Source organism: Vibrio sp. 10N.286.55.E10 (assembly GCF_002872555.1).
In the GTDB taxonomy this organism is placed as follows: Bacteria; Pseudomonadota; Gammaproteobacteria; order Enterobacterales; family Vibrionaceae; genus Vibrio; species Vibrio crassostreae.
The window spans coordinates 1-627 of sequence record NZ_MCSD01000028.1 but is presented as its reverse complement, the minus strand read 5'-3'; the positions used below and the strand labels follow the sequence as shown (position 1 = coordinate 627).

4 tRNA genes are annotated in these 627 nt (G+C 48.6%); all 4 read right to left on the bottom strand.

What is annotated here, in order from left to right:
- Positions 1–68 precede the first annotated feature (68 nt).
- The 4 genes from BCV39_RS16270 to BCV39_RS16255 all read right to left on the bottom strand — a co-directional run bounded on the left by BCV39_RS16270 (position 69) and on the right by BCV39_RS16255 (position 564).
- Positions 69–145 (bottom strand) — tRNA-Met (locus tag BCV39_RS16270).
- 67 nt (positions 146–212) lie between these two features.
- Positions 213–288: transfer RNA gene (locus BCV39_RS16265), tRNA-Gly, on the bottom strand.
- 56 nt (positions 289–344) lie between these two features.
- Positions 345–421: transfer RNA gene (locus BCV39_RS16260), tRNA-Met, on the bottom strand.
- A gap of 67 nt (positions 422–488) precedes the next feature.
- Positions 489–564: transfer RNA gene (locus BCV39_RS16255), tRNA-Gly, on the bottom strand.
- Between the last annotated feature and the right edge of the window lie 63 nt (positions 565–627).

Below are 627 nucleotides of genomic sequence, written 5' to 3'. Positions count from 1 at the left end.
AGCTAGTATCGCATTAGTTAGTCGCTGCTCTTACTGCCTTGGGCAACAGATAGCGCTTAACTGTAATGTGGTTGCGGGAGCCGGATTTGAACCGACGACCTTCGGGTTATGAGCCCGACGAGCTACCAAACTGCTCCATCCCGCGTCCGGATGTTTCTCTTTTCGCATCATTATCGTTTAAGACAATGAATCTTGCCTTAAAAAGGCTAATTTGGAGCGATACATCGGGTTCGAACCGATGACCTCAACCTTGGCAAGGTTGCGCTCTACCAACTGAGCTAGTATCGCATTAGTTAATCGCTGCTCTTACTGCCTTGGGCAACAGATAGCGCTTAACTGTAATGTGGTTGCGGGAGCCGGATTTGAACCGACGACCTTCGGGTTATGAGCCCGACGAGCTACCAAACTGCTCCATCCCGCGTCCGGATGTTTTTCTTTTCGCATCATTATCGTTTAAGACAATGAATCTTGCCTTTAAAAGGCTAATTTGGAGCGATACATCGGGTTCGAACCGATGACCTCAACCTTGGCAAGGTTGCGCTCTACCAACTGAGCTAGTATCGCATTAGTTAGTCGCTGCTCTTACTGCCTTGGGCAACAGATAGCGCTTAACTGTAATGTGGTTGC